The sequence below is a fragment of the Nonomuraea sp. NPDC049269 genome, assembly GCF_043197155.1.
Taxonomy (GTDB): Bacteria; Actinomycetota; Actinomycetes; order Streptosporangiales; family Streptosporangiaceae; genus Nonomuraea.
The window spans coordinates 264,554-283,186 of sequence record NZ_JBICSO010000013.1; the positions used below are offsets into that span (position 1 = coordinate 264,554).

Annotated in this window: 22 protein-coding genes; 9 read left to right on the plus strand and 13 right to left on the minus strand. The window is 66.2% G+C overall.

All coding sequences use genetic code 11. The features are described from left to right. Positions 1 to 124 precede the first annotated feature (124 nt). Entirely contained in the window at positions 125 to 595 is a 471-nt protein-coding gene (locus tag ACGFNP_RS55250; protein WP_393332332.1) for a DUF5946 family protein, read from the plus strand. 92 nt (positions 596 to 687) lie between these two features. On the opposite strand, the gene ACGFNP_RS55255 is transcribed toward ACGFNP_RS55250, so the two are convergent. Continuing rightward, a complete protein-coding gene (locus ACGFNP_RS55255; RefSeq protein ID WP_393332335.1) occupies positions 688 to 1,581 on the minus strand; it encodes a LysR family transcriptional regulator in 894 nt (297 codons plus the stop codon). A 125-nt stretch (positions 1,582 to 1,706) separates the two neighbouring features. Here ACGFNP_RS55255 and ACGFNP_RS55260 point away from each other — a divergent pair, with 125 nt between their 5' ends. Both ACGFNP_RS55260 and ACGFNP_RS55265 read left to right on the plus strand, forming a co-directional pair. Continuing rightward, a complete protein-coding gene (locus tag ACGFNP_RS55260; protein ID WP_393332338.1) occupies positions 1,707 to 2,216 on the plus strand; it encodes a nuclear transport factor 2 family protein in 510 nt (169 codons plus the stop codon). Between the two features lie 32 nt (positions 2,217 to 2,248). Then, a complete protein-coding gene (locus ACGFNP_RS55265) occupies positions 2,249 to 3,556 on the plus strand; it encodes an FAD-binding oxidoreductase (protein ID WP_393332341.1) in 1,308 nt (435 codons plus the stop codon). Between the two features lie 91 nt (positions 3,557 to 3,647). Here ACGFNP_RS55265 and ACGFNP_RS55270 read toward each other — a convergent pair whose 3' ends face one another. The 5 genes from ACGFNP_RS55270 to ACGFNP_RS55290 form a co-directional block, all read right to left on the minus strand. Then, positions 3,648 to 4,010, minus strand: a complete 363-nt coding sequence (locus ACGFNP_RS55270; protein ID WP_358318240.1) for a hypothetical protein — start codon at positions 4,008 to 4,010, stop codon at positions 3,648 to 3,650. Positions 4,011 to 4,199: 189 nt separating this feature from the next. Beyond that, complete coding sequence (locus ACGFNP_RS55275; protein WP_393332344.1) at positions 4,200 to 4,640, minus strand: hypothetical protein; 441 nt, start codon at positions 4,638 to 4,640, stop codon at positions 4,200 to 4,202. 39 nt (positions 4,641 to 4,679) lie between these two features. After that, the gene (locus ACGFNP_RS55280) at positions 4,680 to 5,228 is read right to left on the minus strand and encodes a hypothetical protein (RefSeq protein ID WP_393332347.1); all 549 of its coding nucleotides are present in this window, start codon (positions 5,226 to 5,228) and stop codon (positions 4,680 to 4,682) included. 283 nt (positions 5,229 to 5,511) lie between these two features. Beyond that, on the minus strand, positions 5,512 to 6,009 hold the full coding sequence (locus ACGFNP_RS55285) for a hypothetical protein (protein ID WP_358318239.1): 498 nt from the start codon (positions 6,007 to 6,009) through the stop codon (positions 5,512 to 5,514). Positions 6,010 to 6,655: 646 nt separating this feature from the next. After that, positions 6,656 to 7,138 carry an RHS repeat-associated core domain-containing protein gene (locus ACGFNP_RS55290; RefSeq protein WP_393332350.1) on the minus strand — a complete coding sequence of 161 codons (483 nt, stop codon included), beginning with the start codon at positions 7,136 to 7,138 and terminating at the stop codon, positions 6,656 to 6,658. 196 nt (positions 7,139 to 7,334) lie between these two features. Here ACGFNP_RS55290 and ACGFNP_RS55295 point away from each other — a divergent pair, with 196 nt between their 5' ends. Next, the gene (locus tag ACGFNP_RS55295) at positions 7,335 to 8,687 is read left to right on the plus strand and encodes a cellulase family glycosylhydrolase (protein ID WP_393332352.1); all 1,353 of its coding nucleotides are present in this window, start codon (positions 7,335 to 7,337) and stop codon (positions 8,685 to 8,687) included. A gap of 87 nt (positions 8,688 to 8,774) precedes the next feature. Here ACGFNP_RS55295 and ACGFNP_RS55300 read toward each other — a convergent pair whose 3' ends face one another. Further along, entirely contained in the window at positions 8,775 to 9,974 is a 1,200-nt protein-coding gene (locus tag ACGFNP_RS55300) for a cysteine desulfurase-like protein (protein WP_393332353.1), read from the minus strand. A 93-nt stretch (positions 9,975 to 10,067) separates the two neighbouring features. Between ACGFNP_RS55300 and ACGFNP_RS55305 the strand changes: the two genes are divergently transcribed. Further along, positions 10,068 to 11,033, plus strand: a complete 966-nt coding sequence (locus ACGFNP_RS55305; protein WP_393332356.1) for a LysR family transcriptional regulator — start codon at positions 10,068 to 10,070, stop codon at positions 11,031 to 11,033. On the opposite strand, the gene ACGFNP_RS55310 is transcribed toward ACGFNP_RS55305, so the two are convergent. Further along, positions 11,030 to 12,178 (minus strand): lipase family protein, encoded by a 1,149-nt coding sequence (locus ACGFNP_RS55310; protein ID WP_393332359.1) that lies wholly within the window; start codon positions 12,176 to 12,178, stop codon positions 11,030 to 11,032. The two genes, ACGFNP_RS55305 and ACGFNP_RS55310, sit on opposite strands and share 4 nt — an antisense overlap. 211 nt (positions 12,179 to 12,389) lie before the next feature. Here ACGFNP_RS55310 and ACGFNP_RS55315 point away from each other — a divergent pair, with 211 nt between their 5' ends. Beyond that, a complete protein-coding gene (locus tag ACGFNP_RS55315; protein WP_358318233.1) occupies positions 12,390 to 12,968 on the plus strand; it encodes a hypothetical protein in 579 nt (192 codons plus the stop codon). Positions 12,969 to 13,052: 84 nt separating this feature from the next. On the opposite strand, the gene ACGFNP_RS55320 is transcribed toward ACGFNP_RS55315, so the two are convergent. Next, positions 13,053 to 14,009, minus strand: coding sequence for a LysR family transcriptional regulator (locus ACGFNP_RS55320; protein WP_358318232.1), 957 nt, complete (start codon positions 14,007 to 14,009; stop codon positions 13,053 to 13,055). A 72-nt stretch (positions 14,010 to 14,081) separates the two neighbouring features. Between ACGFNP_RS55320 and ACGFNP_RS55325 the strand changes: the two genes are divergently transcribed. Beyond that, on the plus strand, positions 14,082 to 14,333 hold the full coding sequence (locus ACGFNP_RS55325; RefSeq protein ID WP_358318231.1) for a hypothetical protein: 252 nt from the start codon (positions 14,082 to 14,084) through the stop codon (positions 14,331 to 14,333). Beyond that, positions 14,330 to 14,974 (plus strand): cyclase family protein, encoded by a 645-nt coding sequence (locus ACGFNP_RS55330; protein ID WP_393332363.1) that lies wholly within the window; start codon positions 14,330 to 14,332, stop codon positions 14,972 to 14,974. The genes ACGFNP_RS55325 and ACGFNP_RS55330 overlap by 4 nt, the downstream gene beginning before the upstream one ends. Here the strand turns inward: ACGFNP_RS55330 and ACGFNP_RS55335 are convergent. From ACGFNP_RS55335 to ACGFNP_RS55345, 3 genes are all read right to left on the minus strand, one after another. Continuing rightward, on the minus strand, positions 14,949 to 15,950 hold the full coding sequence (locus ACGFNP_RS55335; protein ID WP_393332366.1) for an NAD(P)-dependent alcohol dehydrogenase: 1,002 nt from the start codon (positions 15,948 to 15,950) through the stop codon (positions 14,949 to 14,951). The two genes, ACGFNP_RS55330 and ACGFNP_RS55335, sit on opposite strands and share 26 nt — an antisense overlap. 318 nt (positions 15,951 to 16,268) lie before the next feature. Further along, positions 16,269 to 16,619, minus strand: a complete 351-nt coding sequence (locus tag ACGFNP_RS55340) for a hypothetical protein (RefSeq protein ID WP_358318228.1) — start codon at positions 16,617 to 16,619, stop codon at positions 16,269 to 16,271. Between the two features lie 393 nt (positions 16,620 to 17,012). Further along, entirely contained in the window at positions 17,013 to 17,189 is a 177-nt protein-coding gene (locus ACGFNP_RS55345; protein WP_214637972.1) for a hypothetical protein, read from the minus strand. Between the two features lie 32 nt (positions 17,190 to 17,221). On the opposite strand from ACGFNP_RS55345, the gene map reads away from it, so the two are divergent. After that, complete coding sequence (gene map / locus ACGFNP_RS55350) at positions 17,222 to 18,070, plus strand: type I methionyl aminopeptidase (RefSeq protein WP_358318227.1); 849 nt, start codon at positions 17,222 to 17,224, stop codon at positions 18,068 to 18,070. Here the strand turns inward: map and ACGFNP_RS55355 are convergent. After that, positions 18,057 to 18,446 (minus strand): hypothetical protein, encoded by a 390-nt coding sequence (locus ACGFNP_RS55355; protein ID WP_358318226.1) that lies wholly within the window; start codon positions 18,444 to 18,446, stop codon positions 18,057 to 18,059. The genes map and ACGFNP_RS55355 overlap by 14 nt on opposite strands. Positions 18,447 to 18,633 lie beyond the last annotated feature (187 nt).

Genomic DNA, 18,633 nt, shown 5'->3' on the forward strand with positions numbered 1-18,633 from the left:
CACCGAGTTTCAAGTCTTCGTACAAGCAGTAAACGACCGAGAAGTCGCCGGCCCGACGCCGAAATCCTGTCGACAACGCTGTGGTCGGCCGCCTATGTTGCAGACCATGATAGATAGCTCCAGCATGAGTCAGTGCGACTGCGGTGCGATTGCCGGTCCGCTGGGCGTGTGCGTGGACTATTACCACGGAATCCTGGCCGAAGAGCAGGCCGATCCTCAGATGTACAGGTGGCACGCGCCTGTGGTCTGCGCGTATCTCCTTCAGCATCCTTCCAGAGCTCATGAGAAGTACCTTGACGGTCAGTTCCGCCAACTACAGCTCTACGTGAACAAGGGCATCGACGCGCTGCTTCGCGTGGCGGCTCATCAGGTGGCGCGCAACAGGCACGGGGCGCAGTCGGGCTACGACATGGCGCCGTTGGCGGCGTACGCGCCGCTCCCGCCGGGTCGACCTCCTGGGCATTTCCGCGCTACGTTCTGCGAGTTGCCGTTCAGGGACGGCAGCTTCGTGTCTGATGGGCATCTGGCATACGGACACCGCATCGAAACCATCGCCGAAGCGACTGTGGAGTCCTGGAGATCCGCTCAAGCCTGATGCGCAAAAACTCGCGCGACATTATCCGCGCCTACTGCTCCAGCGGCGCACCTTGTCCGTCTCCGGCACGAGCACCCGCTGGCAACGGCCGTTCATGAAGAAGTGACCAGGTCGTGAGCGGCCTCGGCGAAGGCGCGGACGCGTGCGGTGGCGCCATCGGCCCGCCACAGCAGCCCCCATCGCAGCGGCGGGGCATCGCTGATGCGGACGTAGGCGACGTCAGGGCGCGCGTAGTAGCGCCTGGCCTGGGCTCCGACGGGGAAGGCGCCGTGCCCGGCGCCGATGAGGGTGAGCATCTCGTTGAACGTGGAGGCCGCGGGTCCCGGCTCGATCGGTCGTCCGTTGGGGGTAGTACGCGGGGTACGGTCCTGTCGCAACGAGACAGGCAGGGTGTCCGGCAGTTGGAGCAGCTTCACCCTGGCCAGATCGTCGAGCGAGATCGACGTACGGCGGGCGAACGCATGCTGAGACGGCACAGCCAGCATGCGCGCCTCGGACACCAGCACCGGACCGGTGACGATGCCCGGCTCCTCGATGGGGAACGTCCCCAGCGCAAGGTCGATCTGGCCGTCACGCAGCCAGGGCATGAGATCGACCATCTGCGCTTCACGAAGCTGGACCTCACAGTCCGGCAGTCGCCGGCGGAACAGCTCGGCGGCCCCGGCGAGCAGTTGCCCGCCCGCCGCACCGACGAAGGCCACCCGCAAGGTGCCGGTCAGGCCGCGGCCGGTGTCGATCGCCCGCGCGAATGCGGCGGCGATCTGGTCCCAGGCGGGCCGAACCTCCTCATACAGCTGGCGCCCCGCCCTGGTCAGCTCCACGCGACGGCTGGTACGGGTGAACAACGGCACCCCGGTCCGGCGCTCCAGCTTGGCGATCGTCTGGCTGATCCGGGCGGTCGACACGCGCAGCCGCTCAGCGGTACGGCCGAAGTGCAGCTCCTCGGCCAAGGTCAGGAACGCCTCCAGCTCATGCCGCTCGAGCATCTCACCCCCAGATCGTTAACCGCTGCTTCACGATCCTTCCACAGGGCCGCGTTGATCGGCCCCTCGCGCCAGACGAAAGTGGTCCGCACCAGCCACCTCCTCTCTGAGCCGCATGGGAGCAAGCCATGTACGTCACCGCTGAACAGGCCCTCTCCGCCCTGCCGAACGACGCGAACGCCCTCGTCCGGGAACTGCGGGACCGCGTCGAGATCCTGGACGCGTTGTACCGTTTCGGCCTGGGCCAGGACCTCAAGGACAAGGCACTGTTCGCCTCCGCCTTCGCCGTCGAAGCGGAACTCGACTTCCGCCCCGCCGCCGCCAAGTGGGGCGGCCGGCCACCGGTGATGTCCGGACGGGACACGATCACCGACACCATCCTGGCCATGTTCACCGGCCGGGTGGACACCACCCACCAGGTCACCAACCCCCGCATCGCCATAGACGGGGACACCGCGCGGCTGACCGCCCTGGTGGAGGCCCAGCATCTGCTCGCCGCCGACCACGCTGTCTTCGCCCTGCTGAAGAACCCCTACGACGCCGATCTGGTCCGTGATGGCGACCGCTGGGTCATCCGCCGCCTGCGCATCGACAACGCCTGGTACACCGGCGACCCCACCGCGATCTTCGGCGTCTGACGAGCACCCCTGCCACCGAGTTCGGAGGAAGAATGAGCAACAAGCTGAACGACCTGCGCGCTCTCGTCCGAGGACGCGTCCTGCTCCCCGGAGACGACGGCTTCGACCAGGCCCGGCGCCCCTGGAACCTGGCCATCGAACAGTCGGTTCCCGCCGTGGTGGAAGTGGCCGACGCCGCCGACGTCGCGGCCGTGGTCCGCTTTGCCCACGCCCACGGCCTGGCCGTCGCGGCCCAACCCAACGGTCACGGCGCCACCCCGGACCTCGACGGCGCCATCCTGCTGCGCACCCGGCGGCTGAACACCCTGGAGATCGACCCCACCGCCCGGCATGCCCGCGTCGGCGCGGGCGTGTCCTCGGGTAGCCTCCAAGCCGCCGCCGCGCCGCATGGCCTGACCGGCCTGCCCGGCAGTTCCCCGGTCGTCAGCGTCGCCGGCGTCGCTCTCGGCGGCGGCCTGAGCTGGTTCGGCCGCAAACACGGCTGGGTCGCCGACCACGTCACCGCCTTCGACATCGTGGACGCAGAAGGCCGGCAGCGACGGCTCACCGCCGACACCGACCCCGACCTGTTCTGGGCCCTGCGCGGCGGTGGCGGCTCCTTCGCCATCGTCACCGCCCTCGAACTCGCCCTCCACCCCGCTCCGCACCTGTACGGAGGGCGCATGTCATGGGCCGCCCAGCACGCCCCGGACGTGATGGACGCCTACCGCCAGATCACCGCCACCGCCCCCGACGACCTCACCCTCTGGCTGGACCTGCTGCACTTCCCCGGTTCCGCACCCATGATCGCCATCGACGCCACCTATCTCGGCCACGCCGCCACGGCCCGCGCCCTGCTCAGCCCCCTGGACCACCTGCCCCACCCCCTCACCGACAGCAGACGCCCCATGTCGATCACCGAACTCGGCACCATCACCGCCGAACCCACCGACCCCGGCGCGGGCTCCTCACGCGGCGAACTGCTCACCGACCTGGATGACAGGGTGGCGAAGACCCTGCTGGCCGACCCCATCGCCCCGCTGATGAGCGTGCAGATACGCCACCTCGGCGGTGCTTTCGCCCTCCCGTCCGAGACTCCCCATGGCCCGCTGACCGAGCCCTACGCGCTCTACCTGTTCGGCGTGCCAACCGACCCGACGACCGCCGAGGCCATCACCGCCAGGCAACGCGCACTCACCGACGCCCTCCCCGTCAGCGGACGCAAACCCTTCACCTTCCTCAGCCCTGGCGAGACACCGGCCGACGCCTTCACGCCTGCCGCATTGGATCGCTTGCGCGACCTCAAACGCCACCACGACCCGTACAACACCTTCCGTGCCAACTTCCCCATCCTCAGCTAGCGCATCCATCCATCCAGCGAGACGCCATCGACCGGAGCGGCGACGGGGACAGCCTTCGTCCGCGGACGTTGCCCACTTCTCTCCTACGGCATCAGCAGTTTGAAGCCTCTCCAGTAATTCCGTAAACCACTTGCTCCTGCGGGTCATAAGCGGTTAGCCCATACCTTGCCGCCAAATCAAGTAGAACCGAGGAGGTTTCGCTGGAACGCGACCAGGAGATAGCCGCCATTACACACTCACTGGTGACGTAGAGAGGAGAGGCCCACGGCGACTCATTCACATTATCCTCAGTGAGATTCGGAAATACAGAGATCACGGCCTGGCAGAAATCATCAATAGCTGAACTTTCTTCGACGATACCTGCAAGCCCGTCCGTCAACTGGTCGTAAACCTGAGCCGCCTCCTCTGGGGTCGGAATCGACCTCTGACACCAAAAGGCAAGATCAAAACTCACCGTTACCGCTTTCCGAAATACTCAGCCCGCTCTATCGCGGAATCTCCTAGCGGGGCTTCGTCGATATCTTCGCTTCGGAGGCGGCGTCGGATGTGATGCAGACGCTCGATTCCACCGCTTGTGCGTGCGCCGTGCCAAGCTCGGCCAGCAAAGTTCCCCGACGTCGCCGTCAACGACATACGACGTACATTATCCTTTCTCCATCCGCTCGAGAATTAGATCGAAGTCGGATTCGATTTCTTGATCTGCCGTTAAGTGAATATGAGAACCTTCGTGCACACCTACCTGAGCAAGGGTCAACAGGTGACGTGCCAGCGAGGTTAATCCGGCATGATTTGCCTTGATGACAACCTCCGTCGACCTGACCGTCAATTCAATTTCAAAATTTTCGTCCCAAGCAAAACCTAGCCCTTCGCCAGCCCGGTATTCTGGAACTTCAATGCTTAGATTCATCGCTACTACCGCTCTCCGTGATGACAGTTCAGCGGGGGGAGTAATTGAGGGCTTTTCGCCTTTGATGGTGACATCCCCCTCCAGAGGCGAAGAGCCAGCTTCGCCCTGTTCAAGGGTCGTAGGCGGACCCTCCAGCACATCACCATCAACCCTGGCGGCATCGGCGCTTGTCCTCACCCATTTTGGGCCCGACTACTTACCGGCAACTCGCTCGCATCATCTCAATGACGCAAGTCGCTCTTTTATTTCTCTAGCATCATCGAGGTGATCGCCGATTCGGATGCCCCACTCAGTGCTATCTAAAGCTTCAATCACTACGAGAAGTTCTGGGTTAGAAGCCTGATCGAGGCTTGGGCGCGTAAGGGCAAAGGGGGATCTAGTGGCCGCGATTAGACAGTCATGAACTTGATCCAAGCTGGAAGCAGTGCTTACCAGCTCGCGCCAACCCAATTGATATCCGGCATCAGAGGATGAGACGTAGTCTTCGAATGACTGCATCGTCATTCCCTGGGGCGCGATACCGGTTCCCCATAGCTCCAGCATGCTCCATGCCCACGTATTCTCAGGGAGGGTACCGAGAATCTGAATGAGCCTAACAGTTTCTTCGGAAGATTTATGCATGGGTATCACGACAGTCGACATGTCATCATGCCCATGACTCTGCTGGTCCGCGCTGCTTGTTCCACCGTCGGATTTTCTGTGCATCAATGCTGATGTGGATAACATGGCCCGGAACATCGAGTCGCCCATGATTGGTGAAGTCATAGTCTCGCATCACCTCACCATTATCTCCGAACTCTCGAGCCTGCGGGTAGCTATCGCGCCTCCCCTTCTTCCATCCTAGCTGCGTTTGGGGAGAGTCAGACTCAGGTTTCGGATTGCCATGTTTATCGCGCGGCAGCTTCCGATTCGGGAACCACTTGCCGTCCGTCTTGGGGCGCGGTCCTGCGATCTTCCCCATCGTGGTTGCAGCTTTTACAACCCTCGCTCCCCTTGCCGGAGCCCCTGGTCGCAACTTTCTTTAATATCATTCTACGATGAAACATTTTTAGTTATTGTACTCGTCAAGCCACTCTTGCGCGTTCTCGCGGCACCTGTCGCCATATTGAGGAAGAGAAGCCCGGAGATGATCGATGAATCGATCTTTATCTTCATTCATGAAGCCGATAAAGTCCATCGCCATAAAGATCATGTCTTCATCTGTGCTGACAACATCCTCCCACGCCTGCGGTAGTGCTGCCTTTAGTCGACCATGACAGCCAGAGGCCAGCGGAACCTCAGCGCCGCTTATGTCGTCGATAACCTGCGGTTCCGGCTCGGACGGTTCAGACAGCGCGATCTCTGTCAGAATATGGTAGATTCCTATCCTTATTTCTAGTGTACGAAGTCTCAGCAATTCAAGCAGTGCTGGAATGACGTGATATGCACCTATATAGAGCTGATGCCCCCGGGCGACAGCCTGATCGATTCCGAAACGTGCATTGTCGAGATCTCTTGCTTTACCGGAGGTCTGCAGCGTGTGCAAATATAAGGGCATTTCTTCCACGTACTGTGGATGCGATACCCAGCTATCTCGCCATGAGACGGGCTCCGGGACTCCGGGCATCATTTGCTCCTATTCGACGTCTTGCCGAATATAGTCCCCCAAGGAAAGGGGCCGAATGGATAAGGACGTTTGCCATAGATCGGCTGGCAAACAGTGCAAATTGGTTGCTGTTCGCCCGTGCGAGGACGTATTGCTTTGCTAAAAAGAATGCCCTCCTTGTTGTTGCCGAGTCTTTCAACGACATCGTCCTCTGCGCACTTGCCCTTCGATGAACATCCCCACGCCGACTGGCCGGTCTTCTTATTTTAGCCGCCCGTAACTGCCCCGACCTTGCTTCGCTGAGTCTTTGACAGCTTACCCAGTTCAGCTAACCCCACATCACGCGCAGCACGTGCTTTGCTGAACCCGGCCACTGCACGCGCTCCACGGACAACCCCAGTCACGGCCCCAACGCCGAGCTCTGCTGCTATTGCAGTTTCGATCGTGCCTTCGCCCTCGCCGATGAGACCAGCCCGCTCCGCGGGGCCCGCGTCGCACGGCGGCTCCGAGCAGCCGTGCTTCCTGATATTTTCCCGAATCTTGAATTTTTGTTGTGCAGTCTTCTTGTCGCGAATTTGAGCGTCCCGGCTTCGGTTGCGCTGCTCCCTTATGCGGTCCCGCTCGTACTGCCGCTGCCGCTGCCGCTGCCGGTGAATCGTTCTTTCGCGGGCAGTCTCTTCTTGCCGCTGGCGTGGTGGGTTGCGGCGAATGTGTTGTCGGATTTGGCGTTGCTGTCGACGCGGCGGCCGTCGGGGTCGGATTGGGTGATGGGGTCGTTGGCGGCGTAGGAGTAGGGGTTAGCCCATTCGGGGGTGCGGAGGTCGAGTTCGGGGTCGGTGGAGATGAATTTGGCGATGGCGGGGTCGTAGTAGCGGGCGCCGAGGTAGTCCAGGCCGGTGGAGGTGTCTTCGATCTTGCCGAGGAAGCCGCGGTCGGTAATGGGCAGGTCGTCGCCGCCGCGGCGCTGACCGTACGGCAGGTAGCGTTCGCGGTTGACAGTGCCGGTGGCCGCGTTGATGGCCAGTTGGGTGCTGCCGTGCTGGCCTGCGAGCAGCCAGGTCACGCCGCCTGTCGGGTGTGGAACTTTCATGGTCACGTGAGTCCCGGCGAGAGCGTCTTAGGCAGGTTTGACCAGCTTGAGGCCGCTTAGCGATTAGGGAGCTGGGCCGGGCCTTATGGGCCTTGGCGGGGCGGTGTGGCAGCGGCTGTACGGGTGCAGCGGCTCTGCGTACATTCTGGGTGCGTTTCAGCAGGCCCCTGAGTTGCCGACCGCGAGGAGATTCGCGATGAGATCGATGCCGTGGCTTGTCTCGGTCGGCGCGGCGTTCGTCGCCGTAGCCGTGTCGTTGTGCGCCGTCATGTTCACCGCCATCCAGCCCGCGCACGCGGCGGTGGGGCTCCACGTCAGCGGCACGAGCATCGTCGAGGCCAACGGCCAGAAGTTCATCATGCGCGGGGTCAACCACCCACACGTCTGGTACACGAACCAGACCAGCTCGTTCGCCAACATCAAGGCTCTCGGCGCCAACACCGTGCGGGTGGTGCTGGGCAGTGGCAAGCGGTGGGGCCCGTCCACCGACGTCGCCAACGTTATCTCCCTGTGCAAGCAGAATCGGCTGATCTGTGTCCTGGAGGTGCACGACACCACCGGATACGGAGAGGATGGCGCGGCCGCGACCCTGGACGAGGCGGTCAACTACTGGATCAGCCAGAAGAGCGCGCTCGTGGGCCAGGAGAGCTACGTCGTCATCAACATCGGCAACGAGCCGATCGGCAACACCGACGCCGGCCAGTGGACCAGCGCGACCACCGCCGCTATCCAGAAGATGCGCGGCAATGGTTTCGAGCACCTGCTCATGGTCGACGCGCCGAACTGGGGCCAGGACTGGCAGTACGTCATGCGAGACAACGCCCAGATCATCCTGAACGCTGACAGCCAGCACAACACTGTCCTGTCGATCCACATGTACGCCGTGTTCAACAGCGCCGCGGCGATCACCGACTACCTCAACCGGTTCCAGACCAACGGGTGGCCGCTGGTCATCGGCGAGTTCGGCTGGCGGTTCAGCGCCGGCGAGGTCGATCACGAAACATTGCTGTCCGAGGCGGTCTCCCGAGGCCTCGGCTATCTCGGCTGGTCCTGGAGCGGCAACACCGACCCGATCCTGGACATGGCGACCGGCTTCGACCCCAACCAGCTCACCACTTGGGGCCAGCGGATCTTCAACGGCGCCAACGGCATCAAGGCCACGGCCAAGCAGGCCACCATCTACGGCGGCTCCACTCCAACCGTCACCCCGACGATCACGCCCACACCGTCAGGCTCGTGCCGCGTGGCGTACGTGATGAACACCTGGAACACCGGATTCACCACCAATATCACGATCACCAACACCGGCAGCTCGGCGACCAACGGCTGGCGGCTGGTGTTCAGCCTGCCCAGCGGCCAGACCATCACCAACGGCTGGAGCGCGTCATACGCACCGGCCAGCGGCCAGGTCACCGCCACCAACGCCGCCTGGAACGGCAACCTCGCGCCGGGCGGCTCCACCACCATCGGCTTCCAGGCCACTCACACCGGCAACACCGCCGCCCCCACCTCTTTCACTCTCAACGGAGCCGCCTGCCAGGTGGCATGACCCCTCATCGATCCATGCCGTGCCGCCCAGGTACGAGGTCGGCCTGCACGGATCCTTCTGGGGCCTGCCTGACTGAGGTCTTCGGAGTCAGAGGAAGGCGGCGAGGCCATCGAGGAGCCGGTCCACGTCATCGGTGGTGTTGTACGGGGCCAGACCCACTCGCAGTGCGGGGTCCTTGAGCTTCAGCGCGGTGAAGGGCTCGTGGGCGTAGAACGACCCGGCCATTGCCACCACGTCGCGCGCGGCCAAGTGTGCCTGGGCCTCGCGTGCGTCGCGGTCCTCGAGGGTCATGAGGAGCGTCGGGGTACGGTCGGGGGCGTTCGAGTGCAGGGTGACCGCGTCGCCGAAGGCCCGCAGACCCTCCTGCAGTCTCGTCCGCAGCGACTGCTCGTGCTCATGCATGGAGCCCAGCGATCGCGTCAGCCGCTCCCTGCGCGAGGTCTCCGTACCCGGGTCCATCGCCGCCAGGAAGTCGACGGCGGCGGTGGCGCCTGCCAGGATCTCGTAGGGGAGCGTGCCGAACTCGAAACGTTCCGGCACGGTGTCAGGGGACGGCAGGAGCTTGTCCGGGCGCAGGGTTTCGAGGAACTCAGGTGCTGCCGCAAGTACGCCGCAGTGCGGTCCCAGGAACTTGTACGGCGAGCAGACGAACAGATCGGCTCCGAGAGCGGGCACGTCCACGAGGTGGTGCGCGGCGTAGTGGACCCCGTCCACGTACACCAGGGCGCCGGCTTCGTGGGCCCGGTCGGCGATCCGGCGGACGGGTGGCTTGGTGCCCAGCACGTTGGAGGCCGCCGTGACCGCGACCAGCCGGGTACGCGGTGAGAGGGCCCGATCGTAGGAGCCGAGGTCCAGTTCCGTGGTGTCGGCGTCGATCTCGATCCAGCGGACCGTCACTCCGGCGCGCTCGGCCGCCTGGATCCAGGGGCGGACGTTGGCGTCGTGGTCCAGGCGGCTGAGGATGATCTCGTCGCCCGCTTTCCAGCCCTTGGCCAGGTGGCGGGAGAAGTCGTAGGTGAGCTGGGTGGCGCTGCGGCCGTGGACGATGCCGTTCGCGGGCAGGTGGAGCAGGTCGGCGTAGGCGGCGCGGAAGTCCGCGACGGCGCGCTCGGCGTTGAGCTCCGACGGGCTGATGGTTCCCCGGTTGGACAGGGGGCCGGTCAGCGTCGCGGCGATGGCGTCCGCGACGGGGCGGGGGGTCTGCGTTCCGGCCGGCCCGTCGAAGTAGGCGAGGCCGGTCTCGAGGGAGGGGAAGTGGGCCCGGAGAGCGGTGAGGTCGATGGCCATGGTCTCGGCTTTCTGTCAGGCGGGTGCCTTTACTCTGGTGTCGACCTCGCGACCACGTAAAGCGATGGATCTCGAAGAGAAAGTTCATGATCCATGAAGTCTCAGCCGGATCTGAAGCTCCTGGCCACCTTCCTGGCCGTGGTGCGCCAGGGCTCGATGGCCGAGGCCGCGGCGGCGCTCGGCTACGTGCCCTCGGCGGTGTCCCAGCACATCGCCGCGCTGGAACGCGACATGGGCATCGAACTGATCGTCCGCCGCCCCGGCAGCCGGCTGATCCTCACCGCGGCCGGCCGTTCCCTCGCCCAGGCGACCGAGACGCTTTTCGATGCGACCGCGCGGTTCCAGGACACCGCCAACGGCATCGCGAACCGCGAGATCGCCGAACTGCGCGTCGGGACCTACCCCAGCGCCATGACCTACCTGCTCCCGGAGATCCTGTCCACGCTCAGGGCTCGCCGCCCGGGTCCCCGGATCCGGCTCATCGTCGTGGAGACGAATGAGGGGGTGCCGAGGGTCAAGTCAGGGGACATGGATCTGCTCGTCGCCTACCGCTACCTGCCCGAGGACCCACCGGCCCCGTCCGAGGCGTTGACGATCACCGTTCTGGGGCGCGAACCGCTGGTCCTGGTCACGGGTGCCGAGCCGGGGCGCCGACGCCCGGTGGAACTGGGCGAATGCCTGGAACGGGAGTGGGTCTCCGGCCACGCGCACAATCCCGACCGGCGGCTGCTGCTCCGCTGGGCCGGAGAGCTCGGGATCGCGCCCCAGGTGACACTGGAGACCGAGGACCTGCACAGCATGCTCGCCATGATCCGAGCCGGCCTGGCGGTGGGCCTGATCCCGGCCACGCTCCTCGGCGCGGGACACGACGCCGGAATCGAGAGGGTGCTTCTGCCGCCCGGGGTCGCTCCGCTCCACCGGGAGATCCTCGCCGTCAGCAGACCCGGTGCCCGCCCCCCGATCGTCAACGAGCTGGTCACACTCCTTACCGGTGCCGTGGAAGGGGCACCGGGCCCGGCGCAGGATGGAGGGGTACGCGCCGAGCCCGGTGGGATCTAGCAGTTGCCGAACGCCGGCAGCCCGAGGACCCGGAGCCCGAGCCACTCGATGGCCAACGGCCCACCCTCAATGGCCCCCGTCACATGACTGGGCGCCGGCAGAGACACCCACCGCACGTTGACCCCAGCCCGGCAGTACTCGGAGCGCAACGTGGCGGAGATCGCCTGCGGAATGATCTCGTCCCCCTGAGCGTGGTAGATGAACATCGGCACCCGCGGCGCGACCGAGCCAAGCCGGTTCTCGGCGAGCCGGGCCAGCCACTTGGGCTGGTTCATCAGATCCACGGGACTCAGGTCGGAGAACCGAAGACCGGCCAGCTTGCTCTCCAGGTCGCCCACACAGTCATCGGCGGCGTCCGCGAGCAGCGCGCGCCCGCGGTCGTTGAGGTCGGCCTGAATGTTGAGCTCCGGATAGGCGGCGTCCAGGCCGATCCCGGCCGCGGCGGCCAGGCCGAAGTTGGCATCGCCGTCGAGGTGGGTCGCCACCGCGCGCAGGTCGGCGGGGACTCCGCCCGCGGCCACGCCCTTGAGCTTCAGCTCCGACGCGTACGACGGCTGGAGCTGGGCGGCCCACGCGGCCGACGCGCCGCCCTGCGAGTAGCCCATCACCGCGACCGGCCCGCCGGCGGACAGGCCCGAGCCCGACACCCGTGTGGCGGCCCTGATCGAGTCCAGTACGGCGTGGCCCTGCGAGATCCCGGCCATGTACGTGTGCACGCCGGGCGTGCCGAGGCCCTCGTAGTCGGTGATGGCCACCGCGAACCCCTTGAGCAGGAACAGGCTGACCAGCGCGAGCTCGGCCTCACCGCCCTTGCTCATGCTGACCGAGGGGGCGCACTGGTCGCCGAGGCCGTGGGTGCCGGTCGCGTATCCGATGATCGGGCGCTTGCCCAGCGCGTAGCCCGCTTTGGGTACGAGCAGGGTGCCGGACACGGCGTTCAGCGAGCCGGTGGCGGAGGTCGAGCGGTAGAGCAGGTGCCAGGCGTTCACCGGGACTTCGAGCAGTTTGCCCGGCAGCAGGTAGACGGTGGTGGGCTGGGCGGTGACCACGTCCCCGGCCGCGGCCGCGCGGGCCGGCTGGGTCGCGACGAAGGACGCGATCAGTACGATGATCAGGGACATGCTGGCGCGAACACGTAACCTCATGTGCCACCCCTCTCCGTGGGGTTCACTCATGGGAAGTCGGCGCCGCGAGCCGATCGTTACCCGTCAGTAACCCCATGTCAAGGCCCGAAAAAACGGCTAACCCGAGTCGGGCTCAGACTGCCTCCCACGCCACATAACACTGGCCACCACCGCATCACCGGGCCGCCGGGAAACGGTGAACTCGACCGCGAGCGTCGGGCACCATGGACGGATGGATGCTGGCTCGGTGACCTTTCTGCGCGAACTCCTCGCCGAAACCGGCTGGGTGGAGCGCACCCGCGAGCTCGGCCTGGCACTGCGGACCACGCGCTCGCCCGGCGGTCTGCTGCTGGTGGGCACGCCTGACGACGAGCCGTGGCATCTCACCGCGCACCTCTCCGACGAGGCCCGGTTGTCCGATCTGCCGCAGCTCGCCCCCACGCTGGTCCGCTGGGCGCCGCGCGCCGACGGCCCGGCCCACCTGCGGGTCGGGCTCGACCGGATCCAGCAGGCGGGGCGGGGCGAGACGCTGTTCGTGGTGGCCGAGCAGGACGCGCCCGAGCCGCTGCTCGAACGGGTCGACGACGCCCGCCGTACGGGAGCGACGATCTTGGCGTTGGAGGGGGGTGACACGGCGCTGAAGGGGCTGGCGCACGACGCGATCGCCGTGCCGCGGCTCGGGCCGATCACCTTCGACGGCGCCCAGCACCTGGTCAGCATGGCCGCGGGCGAGCTGCCGCAACGTCCGGGGCTGCGCGAGCGCCTGGCCCGCCTGCTGGAGAGGGTCAACGGCCCGCAGGTCGCCGACTGACGACGGCCGACCGGACCGCTACGGCCAAAGACAAGTCAGCCGACCGGGCCGCTACGGCCGAAGACAAGTCGGCGGCCGAGGTCGCTACGAGTCGAGCGGCTGGGCGGTGCTCTGGAGGTGGCCGACCAGGTTGGCGTCGAGCGCGGCCGTAGCGTCCTCGATCGCGCCGATCACGACCGCCAGCACCGGGTCCGGCTCCCCCGATCTCGTACGGCTGACCCGCGTGACGGCATCCAACCGCCGCGACCCCACATCCCGTATTTCGCTGACCCGCACCTCCCCCTCCGGCAGGTCCAGCAGGGCGAGCGACGGCACGATCGCCACCCCGTACCCGCCCGCCACCAGCGCCAGCGTGGGGTCGTACTCGGTGATGACGTGCACCTTGCGCGGCTCGAACCCATGCAGCCCGGCGAGCCGGTCGAGCGCCTGGCCACACGCCTGCTCGGGCTCGCTCGCCACCCACGGCAACTCCGCCAGGTCGGCGATCGTGCGCGGTTCGGGCCAGTCAGGTGGTATCACGATGCGGTACTCGTCCACGTACAGGGCGCGAGTGGCCAGCGACGGCTGCGCCAGCACCGGCAGGCTCATGTCCTGCTCGGTGATCAGCACGTCCACGGCCCCCAGCCGCAGCTCCTGCAGCGCGGGCGGCCCGAACACCTCGTGGATGACCGGGGCGATCTTGGGGTGGCGGACGGCGAGGTCGCGCATGGCGGGCAGCAGCAGGTGCTTGATCGCCGTCGCGAAGGCGGCGATCCGCACCGGTCCGGCCAGCCGTTCGGTGAAGCGGGTGAGCTCGCGCCGGGCCTCCGCCAGCTCGTCCTCGACGCGTTCGGCGTATCCGGCGAGCACCCGGCCCGCCGGGGTGAGCGAGACGCGGCGCTGCGAGCGGTCGATGAGGGCGAGGCCCACCTCGCGTTCGAGCTGGGCGAGTTGCTGGGAGACGGCCGACGGCGTCAGGAACAGGGCCTCGGCCGCGCGCATGACGCCGCCCCGGCGGGCGACCTCATGCAGGACACGCAGCCGGCGGGGGTCGATGTCCATGCAGATCAGCTTACGCCAACCTTTAGCAATCTTTATTTGCGCTTCAGCGCAATAAATCCGGAGAATTGCGGCATGAGCTTCCTCGTTGACGTGATCGGCTGGCTGGGCGCCGGGTTACTCCTGTTCGGGTACGCCATGATCACCGCGGCCCGGATGTCCAGTGACGGCACCCCCTACCAGCTCGTCAACCTGGCCGGCTCGATCGGCCTGATGGTCAACAGCGCCTGCAACGCCGCCTGGCCCTCGGCCGGCCTGAACCTGGTCTGGGCCCTGATCGGCGCCATGGCCCTCTACAAGCTCGTCAAGATCGGAATAGCCAAATGATCGTCGAACTCAGCCACCGCATCACCGACGGCATGGTGACGTACCCGGGCATCCCTGGGCCGGTGGTCGGCACGCACCTCAGCAGGGAGGCCTCGCGCGAGGTCTACGAGCCGGGCACCGAGTTCCACATCGGGATGATCACGCTGGCCGCCAACACCGGCACCTATCTGGACACCCCGCACCACCGCTACGCCGACGGCCAGGACCTGTCACAGGTCCCGCTGAGCAAGCTCGCCGACCTGCCGGGACTGGTGGTGCGCGCCGAGGGGGTCAGGCAGGTCGTCCTCGACGAGGGGCTGGACGTACGCGGCCGGGCCGTGCTGATCCAGACCGGGTGGGACCGGCACTTCGGCACCGACAAGTATCAGCACCGGCACCCCTATCTCGCGCCCGAGTCGGCGGCCTGGCTGGCCGAGCAGGGCGCGGCGCTGGTCGGCATCGACTCGCTGAACATCGACGACACCCCGTCGCGCGGCCCGCGTCCGGCCCACTCGGTGCTGCTCCGGGCGGGCATCCCGCTGGTCGAGCACCTGACCGGTCTCGCGGCGCTGCCGGATGAGGGCTTCCGCTTCCACGCCGCGCCGCCGATGGTGGCGGGCATGGGGACGTTCCCGGTCAGGGCGTACGCGGTGCTCCCTTAGGGTCCATGGTGATGACGATCTTCCCGGTGGGGTGGCCTTCGGCGAGGTAACGGATCGCGTCCGCGGCGTCGGCGAGGGGGTAGGTGCGGCCGATCACCGGGGTGACCGCGCCGGACTCGATCAGCTGCGCGAGCTCCTCCAGCTCCTGGGCGCGTTCCTTGGAGGCCAGGCCGCGCAGGTGCTGACTGGTGAACATCGAGACCAGGGGCGCGCGCAACTGGCGGGTGTAGCCACCGAGCAGTCCGCCGGCGTCATGCCCGCCGCCGGCCAGCACCAGCGTCCCGCGCGGGGTCAGGGCGCGCCGCAGCAGCGACAGCGAGCGGCACCCGGCGAGGTCGATGATCACGTCGTGGCTCGGCCCGTCGCGGTCGACCTCCTCGCGGGTGTAGTCGATGACCTCGTCGGCGCCGAGCGAGCGCACCAGGTCCACCTTGCCGGCGCCGCACACGCCGGTCACCCTCGCGCCGGCCGCCTTGGCGATCTGCACCGCGAACGACCCGATGCCGCCGGCCGCGCCGATGACCATCACCTTCTGCCCCGCCCGCACCCGGCCGCCGTCGCGGACGCACTCCAGCGCGGTCACCCCGGAGATGGGCACCGCCGCGGCCTGCTCGAACGACAGTCTGGGCGGCTTGGGCGCGAGCCGCCCGCTCACGGCGGCGGCGTATTCGGCGAACGTGCCGGCCGAGCTGGTGCCGTACACCTCGTCACCGGGCTGGAACCGCCGCACGCCGGAGCCGACCGCCACCACCACCCCGGCCAGCGCCCGGCCGCGCACCGCCACCTTGGGCTTGGTCAGCCCGAACGCGACCCGCGCCCCGTAGGGTCGGCCGGTCATGCAGATCCACACGCCTGGGTCCACCCCGGCGGCACGCACCTGGACCAGCACCTGGTCCGCTCCGATCGACGGCTGGTCCACCTCGCGTAACTGGAGGACCTCGGCCGAGCCGTAGACGTCCTGGGCGATCGCCTTCATGATGAAGCCTCCTCGATGTACAGAATCTTTGACATCTCGAAGGTAGCAAATCTTTGACCTTATGTCTAGAAACTTTTACATCGATCGCCTTGGAGGGCCCGCCAACGCAGGGACGGCCACCGCTGAAGATCATGCGGTGGCCGCACGGGGCCTGGACCAACAGGTAGACGCCGAAACGTCTATTAAGAAAGGCTCGGCAATAAAGAATGACCTGAAAAGCAGACTACGGCGAGCCGCCGCCCGGTCAGCGGCCCGCCGTAGCCTTACTATTCTCTGCGCCCCATCACTTCCGGGCTCCCATCCGAGCCCGGTCGTGAGTTATTTGCAGGTGGACGCGATACAGATGTTTATCTTCTTGATGATGACCGTCGGGCTGAACGTGGAGTAGGTGTTGAACACCGAGTCCTTGATGACCGCGAAGTTCACCGTGGTCTTGTTGAGGTTGTTCTGGAGGATGCCGATCTCGTTGCCGTCGAGAGCCCGGTTGCCGGTGATGTTGAGCTTCACTGGGATCCCGGCGACCGTGTTGTTGCAGGTGACGACGTTGGCGAGGCCGTTGGAGCAGGAGTAGCCGCCGGTGGCCTGCGCCATGGAGGCGCCACCCACCAGCGCGGAGCCGAAGAGGCCGAGCATGAGTGCGACCGAGGCCACTCGCGTGTTCGTCTTCATGGAATTAGCCATCCCTCTTTTTGTGGTTTTCACCGCGGTCCATTGCCATCCCCATCTGGAGCTCCGGACCGCCGGCCGGCGATGCGAAAACAATTCAATTTTTACATCGGAGCCGTGCCCCCCTTTCGTTGCCTTGGACTTTATATCTCACGCTCTCCGCCGATGGCCAGTCCAGAATTTTCGGCTAATCGCCGTCGGCGTTTTAAGCCATGGCCTTATGCGGGCTGCATAAGCATTTGTCCGTTAAAGGGCTGGTTTATTTTGGGCGCGTTTGTCCGATGCAAACGAATTGGAGTCACAGGGAATCGGTCTCAGCCGACCGGAAGCGGGCAGCACAAAGCTTGACATCGGCCCTCAGGTCCACCGATGCCAGGAGCTGCGGAGATCGTCAGCCTAGTCGTCGTCCCCGTCGGCCTCGTCCCACGCCTTGTTGCGGTCGGAGGCGCGCTTCAGGGCGCCGGCTGCCTCCTGCTCGCTCTCGTAGGGGCCCATGCGGTCCTTGTTCGGGCAGCCCTGGTCGGGCTCGACGCGCATGTGCTTGAGGCAGAACCACCACTGGCCATCGCTCACAGGATCAATCCTGCCCCGTAGACTTGCCTTTCATGACGACATTGCTCCAGCCAGGGCGAGTTTCGCCCATCCGAAAGGTTCCCGCGCACATCCAGCGGCCGGAGTACGTCGGCAAGAAGCGCCCCCAGACCGGCGAGTCCGACGTCAAGACCCCGGAGACGATCGAGCGGATGAGGGTGGCCGGCCGGATCGCGGCGCAGGCGCTCGAGGAGGTCGGCAAGCACGCTCAGCCCGGTGTCACGACCGACGAGCTGGACCGGATCGGCCACGAGTTCCTCGTCGACCACGGCGCCTACCCGAGCACGCTCGGCTACAAGGGCTACCCCAAGTCACTGTGCACCTCGATCAACGAGGTGATCTGCCACGGCATCCCCGACGACACCGTGCTGCGTGACGGCGACATCGTCAACGTCGACATCACCGCCTACATCGGCGGCGTCCACGGCGACACCGACGCGACCTACCTGGTGGGCGACGTCGACGAGGAGTCGCGGCTGCTGGTCGAGCGCACGCGCGAGGCGATGATGCGGGCGATCAAGGCGGTCGCGCCGGGCCGGCAGCTCAACGTGGTGGGGCGGGTCATCGAAGCGTACGCCAAGCGGTTCGGCTACGGCGTGGTGCGCGACTTCACCGGGCACGGCATCGGCACCACCTTCCACTCGGGCCTGATGGTGCCGCACTACGACGACCCGTCGCTGAAGGTCGAGCTGGTGCCGGGCATGACGTTCACGATCGAGCCGATGCTGACGCTGGGCACGATCGACTACGACATCTGGCCCGACAAGTGGACCGCGGTGACCAAGGACCGCAAGCGCACGGCCCAGTTCGAGCACACGCTCGTGGTGACCGACACGGGCAGCGAGATCCTCACCCTCGCCTAGGCACCACGCCGCTGACGGTGGTGCCCTCCCCCTGCGTGCCGGTGACCGACAGGCTGCCGCCCAGTTCGGTGAACGTGGCCCGCATCCGCGCGATCCCACGACCCGCCCTGAGCGTGGCGAAGCCCTCGCCGTGGTCTCGGATCGTCATCCGCAGGCCGCTCGCGCCCGAGGTCACCGCTACGGAGACGAGTCTCGCGCCGCTGTGGGTCTCGACGTTGCTGAGTGCCTCGCGCGTGGCGGCCAGGACGCCCGCCGCGATGCGCGACGGCACGTCGGTCGAGGGCAGCGCCCAGGTCTCGACGGCGATGCCCGTGCGCTCCGACCACTCCGCCAAGTAGGTCTCCAGCGCCTCCGCCAGGCTTTGCCCCCCGCGCATGCGCGTCTCTTTCGACAACTCTTATCGCCTCTCTGAGCGCATGGGCGCCTCATCGGCCCCCATGCCGATGTCCCATGCGCGTGCGCGCAATCCCCCTCCAGGCTTACGCACACAGCTCATGAGGTTATGCCCGTCTCCCCTGCGAGCAAGGCTACCCGGCGGTTCGGTTACGTGCGGGTGAGGATAG